Origin of the sequence: Litorisediminicola beolgyonensis (assembly GCF_042679605.1) — a bacterium.
Taxonomy (GTDB): domain Bacteria; phylum Pseudomonadota; class Alphaproteobacteria; order Rhodobacterales; family Rhodobacteraceae; genus Litorisediminicola; species Litorisediminicola beolgyonensis.
Genome location: NZ_JBHTMU010000015.1, coordinates 29,327 through 43,851 on the forward strand (window position 1 = coordinate 29,327; position 14,525 = coordinate 43,851).

Below are 14,525 nucleotides of genomic sequence, written 5' to 3' on the forward strand. Positions count from 1 at the left end.
CCCGTCACTCCGCCGCGTTGCGCGGTCGATCCTGTTCATGGTCGCGGTCTCGGACGCGAACCACGGCGGCGACATCGCTTTCGGCTTCGAGCGCGGACATCACCGAATGAAGGTGCTCAGCATCGCTCAGGGCTATGTCGATCGTGAGGCGATAAAAGTCCGGTTTCCGGTCGATGAACTGCAGGTCTGAGATATTGGCGTTCTGTTCGCCGATCAATGTGCAAATCCGTCCCAACACGCCAGCGTCATTGCCGATCGTCAATTCGAGGCTGACGGGGTAGATCGGCGCGTGGTCGCCCGAGGCCCAATGCAGGTCGATCCAGCGATCCGGCTCGTTCTCGACATCGGCGAGGCGCGCGCAATCGATGGCGTGGACGATCACGCCCTGGCCGCGCCGGACGATGCCGACGATGCGCTCGCCGGGGAGCGGCTGGCAGCAGGAGGCGCGCTCGAAACCCTGGTCGGGCTCGAGGCCGATCACCGCGCGGCTGGGCTCGACGCCGGTCTGCTTGCGCGGGGCGAGGTCCGGATAGACCGCCTCCACGACATCGCGGGCGGTGATCTCGGCTGAGCCGAGCCGTGCCAGCAGCGTGTCGGCGTCGTCGAGCCGGAGCGTCCGCGCGGCGGTGTCGAGCACCTTGTCGGAGGCCTTCTTGCCGACATGCTCGAAGGCCGAGCGGGCCAGCTCGCGCCCGAGCTTGATGTAGCGCTCGCGGTTGGCTTCGCGCAGGGAGCGGCGGATCGCGGACTTGGCCTTGCCGGTCGTGGCGATGTCGAGCCAGGTCGCCTGCGGGGTCTGGCCCTCGGCGGTGATGATCTCGACCGACTGCCCGTTCTTGAGCCGGGTCCAGAGCGGCACGCGCAGCCCGTCGACCTTGGCGCCGACGCAGCCCGCGCCGATCCGGGTGTGGATCGCATAGGCGAAATCGAGCGGCGTCGCGCCCTTGGGCATCCGCACCACGTCGCCCTTGGGCGTGAAGCAAAAGACCTGGTCGGAATACATCTCGAGCTTCACCGCCTCCATGAAGGCGTCGTGATCCTCTTCGGCGTCGAACTGTTCGGTCAGCGACGCGATCCAGCGCGCCGGATCGACCGCAAAGGGGTTCTGGGCACGCACGCCGTCGCGATAGGACCAGTGCGCCGCGACGCCGGTCTCGGCGACCTCGTGCATCTGGCGGGTGCGGATCTGCACTTCGACACGCTTGCCGTCGCGGCCCGAGACGGTGGTGTGGATCGAGCGGTAGCCGTTCGACTTGGGCTGGCTGATATAGTCCTTGAACCGGCCCGGCACCGCGCGCCAGCGGCGGTGGATGGCGCCGAGCGCGGCGTAACAGTCGGATTCGGAGCGGGTGATGACGCGGAAGCCGTAGATGTCGGAGAGGCGCGAGAAGCCCATCTCCTTTTCCTGCATCTTGCGCCAGATCGAATAGGGCTTCTTGGCGCGCCCGAAGACATCCGCCTCGATCTTCATCTTGTCGAGCTCGATGCGCATGTCCGAGGTGATCCGGTGGATCACGTCACCGGTCTCGCGCTGGAGCGTGATGAAGCGGCGGATGATCGAGGCGCGGGCCTCGGGATTGAGGACGCGGAAGGCGAGGTCCTCGAGCTCCTCGCGCATCCACTGCATGCCCATCCGGCCCGCCAGCGGCGCGTAGATGTCCATCGTCTCGCGCGCCTTCTGGACCTGCTTCTCATGCGCCATCGCCTTGATGGTGCGCATGTTGTGCAGACGGTCGGCGAGCTTCACGAGGATCACCCGCAGGTCCCGCGACATCGCCATGAAGAGCTTGCGGAAGTTCTCGGCCTGCTTGGTCTCGGTCGAGGAGAGCTGGAGGTTGGTCAGCTTGGTGACGCCGTCGACCAGAAGTGCGATCTCCTCGCCGAAGCGCTTGGAGATCTCGGCATAGGTCGACTTGGTGTCTTCGATGGTGTCGTGCAGGAGCGCGGTGACGATGGTGGCATCGTCGAGCTGCTGCTCGGTCAGGATCGCCGCGACGGCGACCGGATGCGTGAAATAGGGCTCGCCCGAGCGGCGCACCTGCCCCTCATGCATCGCGCGGCCGTAATCATAGGCCGCGCGGATCAGCGTCTCATTGGTCTTGGGGTTGTAGTTGCGGACAAGCGCGATGAGGTCTTCGGCCGCGATCATCCACTACAGTTCCCAAACGGCCCCGGGGGGCGTGTTTCAGCCTTCGCCCTGCGCCTCCATGAGCGCGCGCAGGAGCTTCTCCTCGGACATGTCGTCGTCCTGAGGCTTGTCGGGCTCGGAGCCCATCAGGAGCGCCATGGCGTCGTCCTCGGGCTCGTCGACCTCGATCTGGGTCTGGTTCGACTCGATCAGCCGCTCACGCAGCTCGTCGGCCGATTGGGTCTCCTCGGCGATCTCGCGCAGGGCAACGACGGGGTTCTTGTCGTTGTCCCGGTCGACGGTGAGCGCACCGCCGGAAGAGATCTCGCGGGCGCGATGCGCGGCGAGCATCACCAGCTCGAAGCGGTTCGGGACCTTGTCGACGCAATCTTCTACCGTCACGCGGGCCATGGATGTCTCCAGTCAATCGGTCTGTCGTCAGAAGTGGCACCCCTAACCCGAATGAAATGTCTTGACAAGCCGCCTTTCCGGTTAAAACGGCGTGATCTCCGCCCGCGCACCGGGTCCGAGCGCGGCCAGCATCTCGGTCACGCTCAGGTCCGTGACGGGGTGGCGCCAGCCGGGCGCGATGTCGGCAAGCGGCACCAGGACGAAGGCGCGGTCGGCCAGCCGCGGATGCGGCAGGATCAGCTCGCCCGGCGCGAGACGCTGCTGCTCACCGAGCGTTAGGTCGCGCCAGTCCTCCCAGGTGGCGCGGTCCGGGCGGACGGCGTCTCCGGCGGCGATCAGGTCCAGGTCGAGCGTGCGCGACGCCCATCGCCGCTCGCGCCTGCGCTCGAAGCGCGCCTCGATCCGATGGAGCGCGGCGAGGATCTCCTCAGGCGTGTATCCGTCTCTCTCGGGGGCGATAAGCGCGGCGGCATTGACGTAATCCGGACCCGCGCCGGGCGGAAAACAGGGGGTGGAATAGAAGCGGCTGAGGCGACGCAGCCGCAATCCCTCGTGCCCGAGTTCGCGAATGGCCGCGCCGAGAATCCCGATCGGAGACACGTCTCCGAGAGCCATGTTTGATCCCAGCGCGATGATCGAGTGTTGCCCGAAATATGGAATGGTTCTATCCTTTTGCGACAAGGTCCACGTCTTGATCCGTCTGATGTTTTGAATAATTACTTCACCAACGGCGTCGATAATATTCGAACACTGGCATGTGACGCCCCTTCAATTGTCGGAAGGAAATTTGATGTTTTACAAAGATGAGCGATTGGCGTTGTTCATCGATGGGTCGAACCTTTATGCAGCTGCGAAAGCGCTGGGATTCGATATCGATTACAAGCTTCTAAGACAGGAGTTTGTGCGCCGCGGCAAGATGCTCCGAGCCTTCTACTACACGGCCCTGCTCGAGAACGACGACTACTCACCGATTCGTCCTCTGGTTGATTGGCTGCACTACAACGGCTTCACCATGGTGACCAAGCCGGCCAAGGAATACACCGACAGCCAGGGCCGACGTAAGGTCAAGGGCAACATGGATATCGAGCTGACGGTCGACGCCATGGAATTGGCGCCGCGTGTCGATCATATCGTGCTCTTCTCCGGCGATGGCGATTTCCGGCCCCTGGTCGAAAGCCTCCAGCGTCAGGGCGTTCGGGTGTCGGTCGTCTCGACCATTCGCTCGCAGCCGCCGATGATCGCCGATGAACTGCGCCGCCAGGCCGATAACTTCATCGAGCTCGACGATCTGCGCGAAACCATCGGCCGCCCTCCGCGCGATCAGCAGGGCACCGGCGGGAGCGGGCGGAATCTGGAAGTCGCCAGCTCGAACAGCTGATCCGGCACGCGCGACACGACGCCAGGGATGCAGGATGTCGCCGCGCTTGTTGGACTGTTCGCCGCCGCCTTCGGTGCGGCGACCATCCTGCCGTTCCAATCCGAGGTCGTCTTCGTCGCGTTGCAGCTGAAGGAGGCGGCGCCGATCTGGGTGATCGTCCTGGTGGCGAGCGCCGGGAACATTCTCGGCGCGGTCGTGAACTACGTGCTCGGGATGTTCGCCGAACATTTCCGCGGGCGTCGCTGGTTCCCGGTCTCGGACGCGCATCTTGAACGCGCCCAGGGCTGGTATGCGCGCTGGGGCGTCTGGACGCTTCTGCTCAGCTGGGCCCCGTTCGGAGACGCCTTCACCGTCATCGCCGGGATCATGCGCTGTCCCGCCTGGCTCTTCGTGGCGCTGGTCACGCTGGCCAAGACCGGCCGCTACATCGTTCTCGCCTGGGTGACGAACGCGGCGGCGGCCTAGCCGCCGTTGATCGCGTCGTGGCGGCGCTGGATCGGTTCGGACCAGGTGCTCTTGATGAAGGCCATGACGTCGATGATCTCCTGCTCGGTCAGGACGTCGCCATAGCCCGCCATGCGCGAGCGGTACTCGCCGCCGACCAGCGCCTCGGTCCCCTGACTCACGATGTCGAAGAGCAGGCGGTCCGGGTGGTGCCAGGTATGGCCAGTCTCGTCATGGGGCGGGGCGGGCAGATAGCCCTCGGCATCCTGCTCCATCCAGTTCGGCTGCCCCTCGAGATCGGCGCCGTGGCACGCCGCGCAATGCTCGGCATAAAGCGCCTCGCCCGCCGCGACCCGCTCAGGCTCGGTATAGGGAAAGAGCGCCTCGGCGCGGGCCCGCTCCGGGGCCGCCAGGGTCACCGCGAGGGCCAGCGTCGATACGAGGGTGGGCAGGGAAGGCGCCATGGGGGTCTCCGAACAGGAATGCCCCAAGATCAAGGCGAAAAGGCCGGGGCTGGCAAGTCACCCTGGTGTGAGCGGGCCGGAGGCTGGATTCCCCGCGACGCTTCGCATAGCTCTGGGCGAAAGGAGAGCCACCGATGAGCAAACCGCCCCTGACCCTTCACCTCGCCGCGCCGCGCGGCTTCTGCGCGGGCGTGGACCGGGCGATCAAGATCGTCGAGATGGCGCTCGAGAAATGGGGCGCGCCGGTCTATGTCCGCCACGAGATCGTGCACAACCGCTTCGTCGTCGACGGGCTGCGCGACAAGGGCGCGGTCTTCGTCGAGCATCTCGACGACTGCCCCGAGGATCGGCCGGTGATCTTCTCGGCGCATGGCGTGCCCAAGGCGGTCCCGGCCGAGGCGGCGCGGCGCGAGATGCTCTATGTCGACGCGACCTGCCCGCTGGTCTCCAAGGTCCATATCGAGGCCGCGCGGCATCACGAGAACGGCCTCCAGATGATCATGATCGGCCATGCCGGCCACCCCGAGACGGTCGGCACGATGGGCCAGCTGCCCGAGGGCGAGGTGCTGCTGGTCGAGACCGTCGCGGATGTCGCGACCGTGTCGGTGCGCGATCCCGAACGGCTGGCCTTTGTCACCCAGACGACGCTGTCGCTCGACGACACCGCCGAGATCGTCGCCGCGCTGAAAGCGCGCTTCCCCAAGATCGTGGGACCGCACAAGGAAGATATCTGCTACGCCACGACCAACCGGCAGGAAGCGGTCAAGGCGATGGCGCCGGAGTGCGATGCGCTTCTGGTGGTGGGAGCGCCGAACTCCTCGAACTCCAAGCGGCTGGTCGAGGTCGCGGCGAAGGCGGGCTGCCCCTACGCGCAGCTCGTGCAGCGCGCGGCGGATATCGACTGGCGCGCGCTCGACGGGATCGCCTCGGTTGGCCTGACCGCGGGGGCCTCCGCGCCCGAAGTGCTGATCGAGGAGGTGATCGACGCCTTCCGCGACCGCTACGAGGTCACGGTGAACAAGGTCGTCACCGCCGAGGAGCACATCGAATTCAAGGTGCCGCGGGTGCTGCGCGAACCGGCCTGAAAAATCTTAACTAAGATTTTTCAGGCCCAGCTCCCGGGTCCGGCGCGGTCTGCAAAACTTTAGATAAAGTTTTGCCTGCGACCCGCGATCAGACGATCTTGATGCCCGCGTCCTGCGCGTCCTTCACGAACTGGTCGAGACCCTTGTCGGTCAGCACGTGGTTGGCCATCGCCTTGATCACGTTCGGCGGCGCGGTGCAGACATCGGCGCCGATCTTGGCGCATTCCGACATGTGGTTGGCCGAGCGGATCGACGCGGCGAGAAGCTGCGTCTCGTAGCCGTAATTGTCGTAGATCTCGCGGATGTCCGAGATCAGGTCGAGACCGTCGATGTTCAGGTCGTCGAGGCGCCCGATGAAGGGCGAGATGAAGGTCGCGCCCGCCTTCGCGGCGAGAATCGCCTGGTTGGCGGTGAAGCAGAGTGTGACGTTGACCATGTAGCCTTCGCTGGTCAGCACCTTGCAGGCCCGGAGACCGTCCCAGGTCAGCGGCACCTTGACGGCGATGTTGTCGGCGATCTCCAGAAGTTTGCGGCCTTCCGTGATCATGTCCTCCGCCGCGAGCGCGACGACCTCGGCCGAGACCGGACCGTCGACCATTTCGCAGATTTCCTTGGTCACTTCGAGGATATCGCGGCCGGATTTCTTGATCAGGGAGGGGTTCGTGGTGACCCCGTCCACCATCCCGAGATCGTTCAGTTCCCGGATCGCCTCGATGTCGGCGGTGTCGACGAAGAATTTCATGGCAAACCTCCCTTGGGCCTTGCTTGGCATTTGCTGACCCGTGTCATACCCCATGCGGAGCCGGGTCAAAAGGGCCTTGGGTTGGCGCTAACGGGCGGAGCCTGATGGAGCGGTTTTTCGAAAATGGAGAGCGGGTTGGAATCCTGACCGCCCAGCCGCTGGATCGCGTGCTGGATTACCGCGCGCCCGAAGGCGGATGCGCGCTGGGCGATTTCGTCGAGGTCCCGCTCGGGCCGCGCAAGGTCCTGGGCGTGGTCTGGGACGCGGGCGAGGGCGGCTACCCGCTCGAGAAGCTGCGCCCCGTCACGCGGGTTCTCGACGCGCGCCCGATGCGCGAGGAGATGCGTGTCTTTCTGGCCCGCGCCGGGGAGTACACGCTGACGCCGCTCTCGCAGATGCTGCGTCTCGCGACCCGGACGCCGGGCCTCGGCGATGCGCCCGCAACGCGAAAGATCTACCGCCGGGGCGAGGGCCAGCCCGACCGCGAGACCGACGCGCGGCGGCGGGTCCTGCAGGTGCTCGACGAGATGGGCGGGCTCGCGCTGACGCTGGGCGAGCTTTCCGAGGCCGCGGGCGTCACCTCCTCGGTCGTGAAGGGGCTCGTCAAGCAGGGCGTGGTGCGCGAAGAGGACAGCCCGCGCGACACCCCCTTCCCGCGGCTCGATCCCGATCACGGCGCAAAGGACCTGACCGAGGACCAGGGCGCCGCCGCCGCGAAGCTCGTCGCCGGTCTGCGCGAGGGCGGCTACGGCACCACGCTTCTGAAAGGCGTGACCGGCTCGGGCAAGACCGAGGTCTATCTCGAAGCGGTCGCCGAATGCCTGCGCAAGGGACGGCAGGCGCTGGTGCTTCTGCCCGAGATCGCGCTCTCGGCCGATTTCCTGACCCGCGTCGAGGCCCGCTTCGGCGCGCGCCCCGCCGAGTGGCATTCCGGCGTGACCGTGACCGAGCGCCGCCGCGTCTGGCGCATGGTCGGAGAGGGCGGCGCGCAGCTTGTCGTGGGCGCCCGCTCGGCGCTGTTCCTGCCCTTCGAACGGCTCGGTCTCATCGTCGTCGACGAGGAACATGACGGCTCCTACAAGCAGGAAGAGGGCGTGCTCTACAATGCCCGCGACATGGCGGTGCTGCGCGCCTCGATCCTGGACGCGCGCGTGATCCTCGCCTCGGCCACGCCGAGCCTCGAGAGCTGGGCCAACGCGGATGCGGGCAAATACGACCGGCTCGACCTGACCGCCCGCTTCGGCGCGGCGGTGATGCCCGAGATGCGCGCCATCGACATGCGCGCCGAGGATCTGCCCGGCTCGCGCTGGATCTCGCCACGGCTTGCCGGGGCGGTCAGAGTGCGGATGGAACGCGGCGAGCAGGCGCTTCTCTTTCTCAACCGTCGCGGATACGCGCCGGTCACCATCTGCCGCGCCTGCGGGCACCAGATCGGCTGCCAGCACTGCGACGCGCGCATGGTCGAGCACCGGTTCCTCAAGCGGCTCGTCTGCCACCAATGCGGCGAGACGCGCCCCGTGCCCGAGACCTGCCCCTCCTGCGAGGTCGAGGGCAAGCTCGCCGCCGTCGGCCCGGGCGTCGAACGCCTGGCCGAGGAAGCGCGCGGTCTGTTCCCCGATGCCCGGATCGCGGTCCTGTCCTCGGATCTCTACGGCTCGGCGCGGGCGCTCAAGGCCGAGATCGGGGCCATCGCGGAGGGGGCCGCCGATATCGTGATCGGCACGCAGCTCGTCGCCAAGGGGCACAACTTCCCGCTCCTGACGCTGGTCGGCGTGATCGACGCGGATCTCGGGCTGCAGGGGTCGGACCTGCGCGCCGCCGAGCACACGTTCCAGCTGATGCGGCAGGTCGCGGGCCGCGCCGGTCGGGCCGAGAAGCCCGGCGAGGCCTTGATGCAGACCTTCCAGCCCGAGCACCCGGTGATCCGCGCGATCCTCTCGGGCGATGAAGAGGGCTTCTGGCGCGCCGAGGCAGACGCCCGTCGGCAGGCCGGCATGCCGCCCTACGGGCGCATGGCCGGGGTGATCCTGTCGAGCACCGATGTGCAGGAGGTCTTCGATCTCGGCAACGCAATGGCCCGGGGCGACGGCCCGCTCCGCGCGCTCGGCGCGCAGGTCTTCGGACCGGCCCCCGCGCCCATCGCGCGGGTCCGGGGCCGCCACCGCGTCCGGCTTCTGGTGAAGGCGCCGAAGGGCGTCGCGCTGCAGAGCGCGCTCGCAGAATGGGCCGCGCGCTTCCCCCTGCGCGGCCAGTTGCGCCGCGCCATCGACATAGATCCGCAAAGCTTCTTCTGACGCGCCGCTCGCCGGAACCGGGTCTCGGGGCGGGTTTCTCGGCCCCTGCCTTGTTTGTCGCCGGACCCGAGGCTACATCGGCGACAATGAAACGCTTCATCCCCTTCATCAAGCACGACCCCGTCGTGGCCGTGGTGCGCCTGCAGGGCATGATCTCGTCGGGCGGGCGCGGCAGCCTCTCCGACCGCTCGGTCGCCGAGGTGCTGGACAAGGCGTTCTCGCGCGGCAAGCCCGCCGCCGTCGCGCTCGAGATCAACTCTCCGGGCGGCTCGCCGGTGCAATCGGCGCTGATCGGATCGCGCATCCGCCGCCTCGCCGCTGAGAAGAACGTGCCGGTCTTCGCCTTCGTCGAGGATGTCGCGGCCTCGGGCGGCTACTGGATCGCCAGCGCCGCCGACGAGATCTATGCCGACCAGAGCTCGATCCTGGGCTCGATCGGGGTGATCTCGGCGGGGTTCGGTGCGCATGTCTTCCTGCAGCGGCAGGGGCTCGAGCGGCGCGTGCACACGGCGGGCCAGTCGAAATCCATGCTCGACCCGTTCCAGCCCGAGAAGGAAGAGGATGTCGAGCGCCTGAACCGGATCCTCTCGCAGCTCCATGACGGCTTCATCGCCCATGTGAAGGACCGCCGCGGCGCCAAGCTCGCCGAGACCGACGATCTCTTCACCGGCGAGGTCTGGATCGGCGCGGGCGCGGTCGCCATCGGCCTGGCCGACGGGATCGGCCATCTGGTGCCGGTGATGAAAGAGCGCTTCGGCGACAAGGTGCGCTTCCGCCGCTACGAGCGCCGGAAGCCTCTCCTGGGCCGCTTCGGCGCGACGCTGTTGCGCGACGGGCTGGGCGAGATCGAGGAGCGCGCGGGTTTCGCGCGCTTTGGCCTCTGACGTGATCGTCAAGATCGTCCTTCTGTTCCTGATCTTCATGGGCGTGCTCGGCATGTTCGGAAAACTGCGCATGCCCAAGCTGCCGGGACTGGCCCAGACCAAATGTCCCGCCTGCGGGCGTCACCGCATCGGCAAGGGCCCGTGCCCCTGCGGAGGCAAGGGCTGATGGTCTGGCTGACCGCGGTCCTGGGTCTCGTCATCCTGCTCCTGGCCGGTGACGCGCTGGTCAAGGGCGCGGTGAACCTCGCGCTCAGGATCGGCATTCCCGCCCTGATCGTGAGCCTGACGGTCGTCGCCTTCGGCACCTCGGCGCCGGAACTCCTGATCTCCATCAAGGCCGCGCTCGACGATGTGCCGGGCATCGCGCTCGGCAATGTCGTCGGATCGAACACCGCGAACGTGCTTCTGGTCCTGGGCATCCCGGCGCTGATCGCGGTGATGCACACCTCGGAATACGACACCCGCAAGAGCTATCTGGTGATGCTCGCGGGCACGTTCGTCTTCATCGGCCTCGCCTTTCGGGGGGTCTTCGACTGGCTCTCCGGCCTGATCCTGCTGACGATCCTGACCGTCGCGCTCATCGACGCGATCCGCGATGCCCGGAGCCACCGCAAGGGCGCCAAGGCGGCGGCGCTGGCCGCCGAGGACGAGGAAGAGGTCGAGGGCGCCGATCCCGAGATGAGCGGCTGGAAAATCGCGCTCTACCTGGTGCTTGGCCTCGCGGGCCTTCCGCTCGGAGCCGACCTCCTGGTCGACAGCGCCACCGAGATCGCGCAGCGCTTCGGGGTCAGCGACACGGTGATCGGCCTCACGCTCGTGGCGATCGGCACCTCGCTGCCGGAACTGGCGACGACCGTGGCCGCCGCGATCCGGCGGCAGGCGGATGTGGCGCTGGGCAATGTCATCGGCTCCAACATGTTCAACCTCCTGGCCATTATCGGCATCGCGTCGCTGATCGCGCCGATGGAGGTCGACCGCGGATTCCTGACCTTCGACCTCTGGGTGATGCTGGGCGCGTCGCTCCTGCTCATCCCGTTCGTCTTCCTGCGCAAGGACATCGGCCGGACCTGGGGCGTGATCTTGTCGGCGCTCTATGTGGGCTATGTCGTCACCGTGTTGATCTGATCCGCAGGAGCGTCCTCATGAGCCGAAGAGCCCTTGTCACCGGTGCCGGAAAGCGGCTGGGCCGTGCCATGGCGCTTTACCTCGGGCGGCGCGGCTATGACGTGGCGGTTCATTACAACAGCTCGGACGACGCCGCCGAAGAGGTCGCGGGGATCCTGCGCGGCGAAGGCCGCAACGCCGCGGCGGTCGGCGCCAACCTTCTGGACGAAGACGCGGTGCAGGGCCTCATCGGGCGCGCCTCCGAAGCCCTGGGTGGTCCGATCTCGGTCCTGGTGAACAACGCCTCGATCTTCGACTATGACGACGTGTCGAGCGCCACGCGCGAGAGCTGGGACCGGCATCTCGAAAGCAACCTGCGCGCCCCCTTCGTCCTGACGCAGAAGCTCGCAGAGCAGGTGCCCGAGCCGGTCGAGGACGCCAACGGAGAGCCGGTCGCGCAGGGGCTGGTGGTCAATATGATCGACCAGCGGGTGCGCAAGCTGACGCCGCATTTCATGACCTATACCATCGCCAAGATGGGCCTCTGGGCGATGACCCGCACCACGGCGATGGCGCTGGCCCCGCGGGTGCGGGTGAACGGCATCGGTCCCGGCCCGACGCTGCAGGGCGAGCGCCAGTCCGAACAGCATTTCGCCCGCCAGCGCGAGGCCACGACGCTCTCGCGCGGGGCCAATCCCGAGGACATCACCGGCGCGCTCGGCTATTTCCTGGATGCGCCCTCGGTCACGGGCCAGCTTCTGTGCATTGATGGCGGCCAGCATCTGGCCTGGCAGACGCCGGACGTTCAGGGCGTCGAGTGACGGTCTGCGTGGCCCTTGGGCCACAGTCCCGTCTGCCATGTCGGCGTTGCGGCGTATCCCGGACTTGAAGACGCGGGCCCGACAGGCTTTATGTCCGGACCTGCGACAGATTGGCGCGAATCACTCTTCATCGTGTCGCAGGCATCAAATCGCATCGCGCGGCAGTGCAACAGGCTCCTCCGGTCTCGAACCGGGTTGGGCCATGTGCGCGTTCACTCTCCAAAATCGGATTGTCCACCGCGTGTCGCGCGTGTTCACCTAGCGTCATCCTATCCGTTCGGATGGCCTAAAGCTGCGCCTAAGGCCTTTTTTTATCAATAATTACAGGGCGTTAAAAATCCGCCCAAAAATAAAGCAAATTTACGAAGTTGTCATATTCAAAGGAAAATTCCGGAAAGTTTGGAATTTGCCCGCAGCTTTATCCACAGGAACCGTGGATGCCTTTGAACTTGAACACGACCGCTGATCGGGGCAGCGCGGAGAGCCCTGGTACGCTTCATGATTCGCATGGAGCGAATCGGTTCTCCCTATCGGGGCGACGGCGTTGAGCGGCTCTCGCGATGGGACGTGTCGGACTTACGCACCGTCCCGAACAAGGGCCTTTCGGGTCGGCCCAATCGCACGAGTGGAACATTCAGAGATCTGCATGAAATTTTTTCCCAATGAAAATAGCGACTTGCAAAAATGATGGGGTGTCGGATTTTCGCGCGAAGTCCCTATATTGAATGAGAAAATCTTACCCGTGACGGATTTCGTCCGCAGCTTTATCCACATGCGCTCAATCGGCATTGGCTCTTGATCGGCTCTGGCGTTCGGGGCAGCCCGACGGTGTCGAATCGAGGGACGGCCGACAGCGATTCGTGAAGGTGACATGACCGAAACGACCGAAACAGCAGAGCCCCAGGGTCCGACCGGGCATGCCTGCATCCAGTCCTATCTGAAGACGCTCGACACCAGCCCGGGCGTCTACCGGATGCTCGATGCCCAGAGCCGCGTGCTCTATGTCGGCAAGGCGCGCAACCTCAAGGCGCGGGTGTCGAACTACGCGCGCCCCGCGGGCCACAGCCCGCGCATCGACCGGATGATCCGCGAGACCGCGTCGATGATGTTCCTGACGACGCGCACCGAGACCGAGGCGCTGCTGCTCGAACAGAACCTGATCAAGCAGCTCAAGCCCAAGTTCAACGTGCTCCTGCGCGACGACAAGAGCTTCCCGAACATCCTCGTGACCGGCGATCATACCTTCGCGCAAATCAAGAAGCATCGCGGCGCCAAGCGCGAGAAGGGCAGCTATTACGGCCCCTTCGCCAGTGCGGGCGCGGTGAACCGCACGCTGAACCAGCTTCAGAAGGTGTTCCTGCTGCGCAACTGCTCGGATTCGGTCTTCGACAGCCGCACGCGGCCCTGTCTCCTGCACCAGATCAAGCGTTGCAGCGCGCCCTGCGTCGGCAAGGTCTCCGAGGCGGACTATGCCGAGAGCGTGCGCGATGCCGAGCGCTTCCTGTCGGGGCGCTCGACCAAGATCCAGGGCCAGCTTGCGGCACAGATGCAGGAGGCCTCGGACAACATGGAGTTCGAGCGCGCCGCCGCCCTGCGCGACCGCATCCGCGCGCTGACGCAGGTGCAGTCCTCGCAGGGCATCAACCCGCGCGGCGTGACCGAGGCCGATATCATCGCGCTCCATATGGAGGGCGGGCAGGCCTGCGTGCAGGTCTTCTTCATCCGCGCCAACCAGAACTGGGGCAACCGGGATTTCTATCCCCGCGCCGGGATGGACGTGTCTGAGGCGGAGGTGCTCGAAGCCTTCATCGGCCAGTTCTACGACACGAAAGAGCCGCCCCGGCTCCTGCTCCTGTCCCACGGGATCGAGGATGCCGACCTGATGTGCGAGGCGCTGTCGGGCAAGCTCGGCCGGAAGGTCGCGATCGAGGTGCCCCAGCGGGGCGAGAAGGCGGAACTGGTGCAGGGCGCGATGCGCAACGCCCGCGAAAGCCTCGGCCGGAAGATGGCCGAGACCGCGACGCAGGCGAAGCTCCTGCGCGGTCTGGGCGAGGCCTTCGGGCTCGACGGCGCGCCCGAGCGGATCGAGGTCTACGACAACTCCCATATCCAGGGCGCGCACGCGGTCGGCGCGATGATCGTCGCGGGACCGGACGGGTTCCTGAAGAACCAGTATCGCAAGTTCAACATCCGCGGCGACGATCTGACGCCCGGCGACGATTTCGGCATGATGAAAGAGGTGCTGACCCGCCGCTTCAAGCGGCTCCTCAAGGAAGACCCCGACCGCGACAAGGGGCTCTGGCCCGACCTCCTTCTGATCGACGGCGGCGCCGGTCAGGTCAGCGCGGTGCACGAGATCATGGTCGAGCACGGGGTCGAGGATGTCGCGATGGTCGGCGTGGCCAAGGGCATCGACCGCGACGCGGGCAAGGAAGAGTTCCACCGCGTGGGCGAGCGGCCCTTCGCGCTCCGCCACAACGACCCGGTCCTGTACTTCGTGCAGCGCCTGCGCGACGAGGCGCACCGCTTCGCGATCGGCACCCACCGGGCGAAGCGGTCCAAGGCGGTCTCGGCCAACCCGCTCGACGAGGTGCCGGGCGTCGGTGCCGCGCGGAAGCGGGCGCTTCTGGCGCATTTCGGCTCGGCCAAGGCGGTCAGCCGGGCGAACCTGTCGGATCTGAAGGCGGTGGACGGCGTGTCCGAAGCGCTGGCAGAGCGGATCTACGGCTTCTTCCACGAAAAAGGGTAGGGCGCGCCCGGGCCCGTGACC

The 14,525-nt window shown here is 66.4% G+C and carries 14 protein-coding genes; 9 read left to right on the forward strand and 5 right to left on the reverse strand.

Going from position 1 to position 14,525, the window contains the following annotated elements; translation table 11 throughout:
- Nucleotides 1-4: 4 nt before the first annotated feature.
- The 3 genes from ACFQ4E_RS10050 to folK form a co-directional block, all read right to left on the reverse strand.
- A complete protein-coding gene (locus ACFQ4E_RS10050) occupies nucleotides 5-2,149 on the reverse strand; it encodes a RelA/SpoT family protein (RefSeq protein WP_386803130.1) in 2,145 nt (714 codons plus the stop codon).
- 36 nt (nucleotides 2,150-2,185) lie between these two features.
- The gene (gene rpoZ / locus ACFQ4E_RS10055) at nucleotides 2,186-2,539 is read right to left on the reverse strand and encodes a DNA-directed RNA polymerase subunit omega (RefSeq protein ID WP_386803132.1); all 354 of its coding nucleotides are present in this window, start codon (nucleotides 2,537-2,539) and stop codon (nucleotides 2,186-2,188) included.
- A gap of 81 nt (nucleotides 2,540-2,620) precedes the next feature.
- Complete coding sequence (folK, locus tag ACFQ4E_RS10060; protein WP_386803134.1) at nucleotides 2,621-3,220, reverse strand: 2-amino-4-hydroxy-6-hydroxymethyldihydropteridine diphosphokinase; 600 nt, start codon at nucleotides 3,218-3,220, stop codon at nucleotides 2,621-2,623.
- 109 nt (nucleotides 3,221-3,329) lie between these two features.
- Between folK and ACFQ4E_RS10065 the strand changes: the two genes are divergently transcribed.
- Together ACFQ4E_RS10065 and ACFQ4E_RS10070 are read left to right on the forward strand one after the other, a co-directional pair.
- Nucleotides 3,330-3,917, forward strand: a complete 588-nt coding sequence (locus ACFQ4E_RS10065; protein ID WP_386803136.1) for a LabA-like NYN domain-containing protein — start codon at nucleotides 3,330-3,332, stop codon at nucleotides 3,915-3,917.
- A gap of 27 nt (nucleotides 3,918-3,944) precedes the next feature.
- Nucleotides 3,945-4,382, forward strand: coding sequence for a YqaA family protein (locus ACFQ4E_RS10070; protein WP_386803138.1), 438 nt, complete (start codon nucleotides 3,945-3,947; stop codon nucleotides 4,380-4,382).
- Here ACFQ4E_RS10070 and ACFQ4E_RS10075 read toward each other — a convergent pair.
- On the reverse strand, nucleotides 4,379-4,825 hold the full coding sequence (locus ACFQ4E_RS10075; protein ID WP_386803140.1) for a c-type cytochrome: 447 nt from the start codon (nucleotides 4,823-4,825) through the stop codon (nucleotides 4,379-4,381). The genes ACFQ4E_RS10070 and ACFQ4E_RS10075 overlap by 4 nt on opposite strands.
- A 134-nt stretch (nucleotides 4,826-4,959) precedes the next feature.
- Here ACFQ4E_RS10075 and ispH point away from each other — a divergent pair, with 134 nt between their 5' ends.
- Nucleotides 4,960-5,910, forward strand: coding sequence for a 4-hydroxy-3-methylbut-2-enyl diphosphate reductase (ispH, locus tag ACFQ4E_RS10080; protein ID WP_386803142.1), 951 nt, complete (start codon nucleotides 4,960-4,962; stop codon nucleotides 5,908-5,910).
- A gap of 88 nt (nucleotides 5,911-5,998) precedes the next feature.
- On the opposite strand, the gene fsa is transcribed toward ispH, so the two are convergent.
- Nucleotides 5,999-6,652, reverse strand: coding sequence for a fructose-6-phosphate aldolase (fsa, locus tag ACFQ4E_RS10085; protein ID WP_386803144.1), 654 nt, complete (start codon nucleotides 6,650-6,652; stop codon nucleotides 5,999-6,001).
- Between the two features lie 104 nt (nucleotides 6,653-6,756).
- On the opposite strand from fsa, the gene ACFQ4E_RS10090 reads away from it, so the two are divergent.
- The 6 genes from ACFQ4E_RS10090 to uvrC all read left to right on the forward strand — a co-directional run bounded on the left by ACFQ4E_RS10090 (nucleotide 6,757) and on the right by uvrC (nucleotide 14,504).
- Nucleotides 6,757-8,946 (forward strand): primosomal protein N', encoded by a 2,190-nt coding sequence (locus ACFQ4E_RS10090; RefSeq protein ID WP_386803146.1) that lies wholly within the window; start codon nucleotides 6,757-6,759, stop codon nucleotides 8,944-8,946.
- 86 nt (nucleotides 8,947-9,032) lie between these two features.
- Nucleotides 9,033-9,830: a S49 family peptidase gene (locus tag ACFQ4E_RS10095; RefSeq protein WP_386803148.1), complete on the forward strand. Its 798-nt coding sequence runs from the start codon at nucleotides 9,033-9,035 to the stop codon at nucleotides 9,828-9,830.
- Between the two features lies 1 nt (nucleotide 9,831).
- On the forward strand, nucleotides 9,832-9,996 hold the full coding sequence (locus tag ACFQ4E_RS10100) for a hypothetical protein (protein WP_386803150.1): 165 nt from the start codon (nucleotides 9,832-9,834) through the stop codon (nucleotides 9,994-9,996).
- On the forward strand, nucleotides 9,996-10,955 hold the full coding sequence (locus ACFQ4E_RS10105; RefSeq protein ID WP_386803152.1) for a calcium/sodium antiporter: 960 nt from the start codon (nucleotides 9,996-9,998) through the stop codon (nucleotides 10,953-10,955). Before ACFQ4E_RS10100 ends, ACFQ4E_RS10105 begins: the two co-directional genes overlap by 1 nt.
- A 17-nt stretch (nucleotides 10,956-10,972) precedes the next feature.
- Entirely contained in the window at nucleotides 10,973-11,755 is a 783-nt protein-coding gene (locus tag ACFQ4E_RS10110) for an SDR family oxidoreductase (protein WP_386803153.1), read from the forward strand.
- An 871-nt stretch (nucleotides 11,756-12,626) separates the two neighbouring features.
- On the forward strand, nucleotides 12,627-14,504 hold the full coding sequence (uvrC, locus tag ACFQ4E_RS10115; RefSeq protein ID WP_386803155.1) for an excinuclease ABC subunit UvrC: 1,878 nt from the start codon (nucleotides 12,627-12,629) through the stop codon (nucleotides 14,502-14,504).
- The last annotated feature ends 21 nt before the right edge of the window (nucleotides 14,505-14,525 follow it).

Excerpts from the sequence above, each read along its gene's own strand:
- fsa (WP_386803144.1), bottom strand. The coding sequence starts at position 6,652 with ATGAAATTCTTCGTCGACACCGCCGACATCGAGGCGATCCGGGAACTG.
- uvrC (WP_386803155.1), top strand. The coding sequence starts at position 12,627 with ATGACCGAAACGACCGAAACAGCAGAGCCCCAGGGTCCGACCGGGCAT.
- ACFQ4E_RS10075 (WP_386803140.1), bottom strand. The coding sequence starts at position 4,825 with ATGGCGCCTTCCCTGCCCACCCTCGTATCGACGCTGGCCCTCGCGGTG.
- ACFQ4E_RS10065 (WP_386803136.1), top strand. The coding sequence starts at position 3,330 with ATGTTTTACAAAGATGAGCGATTGGCGTTGTTCATCGATGGGTCGAAC.
- ACFQ4E_RS10090 (WP_386803146.1), top strand. The coding sequence starts at position 6,757 with ATGGAGCGGTTTTTCGAAAATGGAGAGCGGGTTGGAATCCTGACCGCC.
- ACFQ4E_RS10105 (WP_386803152.1), top strand. The coding sequence starts at position 9,996 with ATGGTCTGGCTGACCGCGGTCCTGGGTCTCGTCATCCTGCTCCTGGCC.
- ACFQ4E_RS10110 (WP_386803153.1), top strand. The coding sequence starts at position 10,973 with ATGAGCCGAAGAGCCCTTGTCACCGGTGCCGGAAAGCGGCTGGGCCGT.
- ACFQ4E_RS10050 (WP_386803130.1), bottom strand. The coding sequence starts at position 2,149 with ATGATCGCGGCCGAAGACCTCATCGCGCTTGTCCGCAACTACAACCCC.
- ACFQ4E_RS10070 (WP_386803138.1), top strand. The coding sequence starts at position 3,945 with ATGCAGGATGTCGCCGCGCTTGTTGGACTGTTCGCCGCCGCCTTCGGT.
- ACFQ4E_RS10095 (WP_386803148.1), top strand. The coding sequence starts at position 9,033 with ATGAAACGCTTCATCCCCTTCATCAAGCACGACCCCGTCGTGGCCGTG.
- rpoZ (WP_386803132.1), bottom strand. The coding sequence starts at position 2,539 with ATGGCCCGCGTGACGGTAGAAGATTGCGTCGACAAGGTCCCGAACCGC.
- ispH (WP_386803142.1), top strand. The coding sequence starts at position 4,960 with ATGAGCAAACCGCCCCTGACCCTTCACCTCGCCGCGCCGCGCGGCTTC.